The 4,775-nt window shown below is 28.0% G+C and carries 5 protein-coding genes and 1 pseudogene; 1 reads left to right on the top strand and 5 read right to left on the bottom strand.

Annotated elements, in window-relative coordinates; translation table 11 throughout:
• Both CHL78_RS19565 and CHL78_RS19560 read right to left on the bottom strand, forming a co-directional pair.
• Positions 1 to 290 (bottom strand): annotated as a pseudogene (locus tag CHL78_RS19565) (alanine--glyoxylate aminotransferase family protein); the annotation flags it as partial.
• Between the two features lie 172 nt (positions 291 to 462).
• Entirely contained in the window at positions 463 to 966 is a 504-nt protein-coding gene (locus tag CHL78_RS19560) for a PaaI family thioesterase (RefSeq protein WP_094368938.1), read from the bottom strand.
• A gap of 416 nt (positions 967 to 1,382) precedes the next feature.
• Between CHL78_RS19560 and CHL78_RS20910 the strand changes: the two genes are divergently transcribed.
• Entirely contained in the window at positions 1,383 to 1,601 is a 219-nt protein-coding gene (locus tag CHL78_RS20910; RefSeq protein ID WP_094368939.1) for a hypothetical protein, read from the top strand.
• Positions 1,602 to 1,692: 91 nt separating this feature from the next.
• Here the strand turns inward: CHL78_RS20910 and CHL78_RS19550 are convergent, their stop codons facing one another.
• The 3 genes from CHL78_RS19550 to sfsA all read right to left on the bottom strand — a co-directional run bounded on the left by CHL78_RS19550 (position 1,693) and on the right by sfsA (position 4,533).
• A complete protein-coding gene (locus CHL78_RS19550) occupies positions 1,693 to 2,409 on the bottom strand; it encodes a phosphatase (RefSeq protein ID WP_094368940.1) in 717 nt (238 codons plus the stop codon).
• 74 nt (positions 2,410 to 2,483) lie between these two features.
• Positions 2,484 to 3,743, bottom strand: coding sequence for a 30S ribosomal protein S1 (locus tag CHL78_RS19545; protein ID WP_094368941.1), 1,260 nt, complete (start codon positions 3,741 to 3,743; stop codon positions 2,484 to 2,486).
• Positions 3,744 to 3,837: 94 nt separating this feature from the next.
• Positions 3,838 to 4,533: a DNA/RNA nuclease SfsA gene (sfsA, locus tag CHL78_RS19540; protein ID WP_094368942.1), complete on the bottom strand. Its 696-nt coding sequence runs from the start codon at positions 4,531 to 4,533 to the stop codon at positions 3,838 to 3,840.
• Between the last annotated feature and the right edge of the window lie 242 nt (positions 4,534 to 4,775).

The following is a 4,775-nucleotide window of genomic DNA, read 5'->3' as shown; positions in this document are numbered from 1 at the left end:
CTATTATACACTCCCATTTTATACCATCTATCACTAAATGATCCACAGGAAAATACTGCTGCTTTTTTTGATGTACAGGAACGTATGGAGCCCTCCATCAACCCGCTACCGGACGATGTAGATAAAAGTATAGTATTATTTGTATAAAATAATATTTTCAATTTATTTGTTATAGCCTCTTGTAGTTCGCTTGCTTCATTTCCTCTATGTGAAATCATCGGTGTAGACATTCTTTGTAATACTTCTTCATTAACATCAATTGGTCCAGGTATAAATAACTTTCTTCTCATAATGATCCTCCTTTCAATTTTATTTTAAAATTCATTTTATTTTTAATATCTATACTATGATTTTGTTTAATAAATGTAAACTAATAATATTTTTATTATATATAATAATATTTTTATTATAATATAAAAATGAGATAACCTAAAATTTGATTATTTCAAGTTATCTCATCTATTATATTTCTATATATTCTAATTTTTCTTTATCTTCAACATGCTTCCACTCTTCAGAAGTTAATTCACCATCAGTAATTTTTTCCACTGGCATCTTCATATATTTTCCGGTTGCAGTTACTGCAATTTCTCCACTAGGTAATATAATTTCTCCACTACCTTCGAATAATTTTCTATTTTCACTAGTAATTCTTCCAATAATCTTTATTGTAGCGTCAGTTGGTACTGGTTTTTTATACTTAATATCTAATGAAACTGTAACTCCCCAAATAGTCTCATCATTTATACTTATAGCTCTTCCAATAGTCTCATCAAGTAAAGCTGCAGACATTCCACCATGAACCCTCCCCGGATAACTCTGATGCCAGTCTTTAGTATCACAAATTGCAACTAATTCACCATTCTCTAATTCATAAAAAGAAGTTTTTAATCCTAACTCATTATTAACTCCACATACTACGCAACTATTACCACTATTTTGCTTTTTTATTACTTTATACTTCAAATCTTACCCCTCCCACAATTAATAACACATAAAATAATTATACATTATTAATTTTAAACATTATATGTACAATTATACTCTTATTATTTAATTATTAATAGTCATCATAAGAAAAGTACAGTCGTATTTATTTATATAAATTTCTATTATGTATTATATTATCGTCATAAGAATAATAATCTTGTAACTTTATGTAGTTTTATTTCATATTATTTATTACTATCACTTATATTAGAAAGGGGTTACTACTTTGACTAAAAACCGAGGATATCATACTGAAATAAATGTATGTAATAAGTGTAATCATATACCTTGCTATTGTAATACAAATAAACCACAGAATACACATAAGTATATACCTACTGAGTGCGACCATCATATAAAGAAAACTCAAGATCCTATATCTACTAAAAAGAATGACTTTAATAACAACAATACCTGTACTTCTTTTAATAATTGTAGTAAAAGTATTAAAAATTGTAATAACAAATGTAAGCAAAAAAAATCTAATAACTTTAATAAATGTTGTAAGTGCTGTAACTGCAAAAAAAGCTATCATGTTTGTAGCAATAATAGCGGATGTAATAAATTTAATAATAAGAATTGTATACCGCGAAGAAAGTTTTGCGGACTAGGATGGTTATTTCTATTAGCATTTTTATTATAATAAAAAATACCTATAGATTTTCTTAAATCTATAGGTATTTTTGTTTTAATACTAGTTATCTAAAAATTTATTTTAAAGAATTCTATAATTTGATCTTCATTATAATTTATTACTAATTCATCTGGGAAATCCTCTTTTTCTAATGCTGATTCACTATTATCAAATACTCCTATCGTATAGCATATATGAGAATCACTTCCAAGTATAACTCTTACACCATGCTCTTTGCATAATTTAAGCATAGTGCTAATATTTTTATCTGCACCTTGTCTAAATGAGTTAGGACTTAAAGATGAGTTGTTAATTTCTAAAAGAATATTTTTTTCTTTTGCCTTTTTTACAATAGATTCATATTCTACTGGATATCTACTATCATCTAAATGACCTATTATCTTCACATTAGGATTATCCATAACCTTTAGTATTGCATTAGTATTTTGCTCTATAGTTCCATGTGCTATACATGGCGAGTGTAGACTAGCTATTACATAATCTAATTTCTCATATACAGAGTCTTCAACATCTATATTTCCATCATAATCAATAATATTGGCTTCTATACCTCTAAGCATTTTTGTATTTTCTACTTGTCTTGGAATTACATGTAAGTTATGAAAAAAGAAAGGATGAGGTGCACCAGGTAAACTACAAGCATGGTCTGATATTCCTAAATACTTTAATCCTTTTTTAACTGCTTCATTTATATTTTCATTCAAAGTACTATATGCATGTCCACTAGATATTGTGTGACAGTGTAAGTCTATAATTGCTTTCATATTAAGTCTCCTTTGTCTGGTAAAAGTAAAGCCATATCACTTTAAGTAGATATGGCTTATTTACAAAAATTATTTTATAAATTCTTAAATTTATCTTTGAATAAGTCTCCAAGAGTTCCTAATGAATCTTCTACTTCTAAAAATTCAGTGTACTCTTCCTCTGGTTCTCTGTTAGCTTCTTTTATAGATAGCATCATTCTCTTGTCTTTTGGTTTGAAGTTTATAACCATAGCATTAACTTCATCTCCTACATTTACTATATTAGTAACTTTGACTACTCTTTCTTCACTTAATTCAGATATTGGTAAGTAAGCTTCAACACCTTCTGCTATTTCAACGAAAGCTCCTCTTTCGATTATTCTAACAACTTTACCAGTTACTATATCATCAAGTTGAACTTCTTTAGCTATTAAATCCCAAGGATCGTTATTTATATCTTTTAAAGCTAAGGCTATTCTCTTAGTTTCTCTGTCTACATCTAGTACATAAACCTCTACTTCTTGCCCTTCTTCAAGCATTGACTCTACAGATTCAACTCTTTGCCAAGATAAGTTATTTATATGAACTAAACCTTCTAATCCACCAAGATCAACAAACGCACCGTAAGACATTATCTTAGTAACTTTACCTTCTCTTTTTTGACCCGCTTCAAGAGAATCAAATAACTCTTCTTTTTCAGCTTTGATTCTTGCCTTTTCAGCTTCTCTTTCTGATTTGATTCTTGCTCTTTCTTCTTCTCTTTCAGCCTTAAGTCTTGCATTTCTTTCTGCTTTTTCTATATTTAGACGTTCTTGTAATACCTCTCTATGAGTTGCTACAAGTCTATTTTTCTTAGCATCTAATTCCATTATGTATACTTCTAAGTTGGCACCTACATAACTAGTAGTATCTGTTACGAATTTAGTGTCTAATTGAGATATTGGTATAAATAAAGAGTATGATTTGTATTTAGCAAATACTCCTCTTTCTATATTTTTCTCCACAGCAACAGTTATTATTCTATGCTCTTTGTAAGCCTTTTCTAAATCAGCAAAATCATTTCTTTGATCAGCTTGTAACTTAGATAACCTTATAGTTCCATCTTTTTGATAAATCTTTGTTATAACTCCAGATATTTCATCTTCTACATGATATACTTCTTCTATCATTTTATTTTTTTCTATATTTAATTCTTCTACAGGTATGATACCATCGAATCCATATCCTAATTCTAAAACAACTTCATCATGATTTATTTTAGTTATTTTTCCTGTGATAACTTCACCAACTTTGACGCTGTTAAATGCTTGTTCTTGTTGGTCTAATAATTCTTGCATAGATAATTCGTTTGTCATATTTATACATCCTTTCATTTATATCATATTTATATATCAATATTATACCATTAATGTTTTAAATACTTACCCTTTTCTTGTATTTTTTTAATAATTAAAGGGTAACCTTTATTCTCTTGTCAATTTCTAAAGAATCTGGTCTTACAATAGTATCATAAGCTAATACATGGACACCTTTGTTCTCAGCTTCTACTAAAGCTTCTCCTAACTCTTTGTGCATTTTATTATTTGGTGTAAAGTACAATACATCCTCCATTTGAATTACGAATATAATATAACACTTGTATCCTTCTTTACTTGCTTCTACAAGCTCATTTATATGCTTTACACCTCTTTCAGTCTTAGCATCCGGAAACATAACTATATCATCTACCTCTAAAGTCGCACCCTTTATCTCTACAAATACTTTATTATTTTCAGTCTCTAAATATATATCAAACCTAGATTTACCATATGTTTTTTCTGGTTTGATATATTTTATATCTTCATCTAGACCAGGCAATATTATTTTCTTATTTTTAAGAGCTTCAATTACTACCTTATTTGGAACTTGAGAGTCCATATTTATAAGTCTTTTTCCTTTTTGAACTGCTATAAGAGAATATCTGGTTTTTCTATTTGGATTATCACTCTCTTCTAAGTATACATCACACCCAGGTATAAGCAACTCTTTGCATCTACCAGTATTTTTAACATGAACTTTTTCAGTGTTATTTTCAACTTCACAGTATGCAATAAATCTGTTAGGTCTTTCTAGAAACTTTGATTTAATAACTTTGTTATACTTCATTTTTATCTCCTCAAAAATATTAATACTCTTATTATTCTACTTCATTTATTTTTATTATACCAAAGTTATTATTATTTAAATTATTAAAGCCCTAAGAAATCTAAATTTAACTTTAGTTTCCTAGGGCTTTAATATATTTAGATATTAATTGTTTAAAAAATCTATAGCTAGTGTAACGAGAGATTTAATACCATAAGCTATACAATCCTCATCACATACAAAATTTGGATTATGTATTATAC

The sequence above is a fragment of the Romboutsia weinsteinii genome, assembly GCF_002250835.2.
GTDB classification, from domain to species: domain Bacteria; phylum Bacillota; class Clostridia; order Peptostreptococcales; family Peptostreptococcaceae; genus Romboutsia_A; species Romboutsia_A weinsteinii.
Note: the sequence above shows the minus strand (reverse complement) of the source record. Positions and strands in the feature narration are given on the sequence as shown.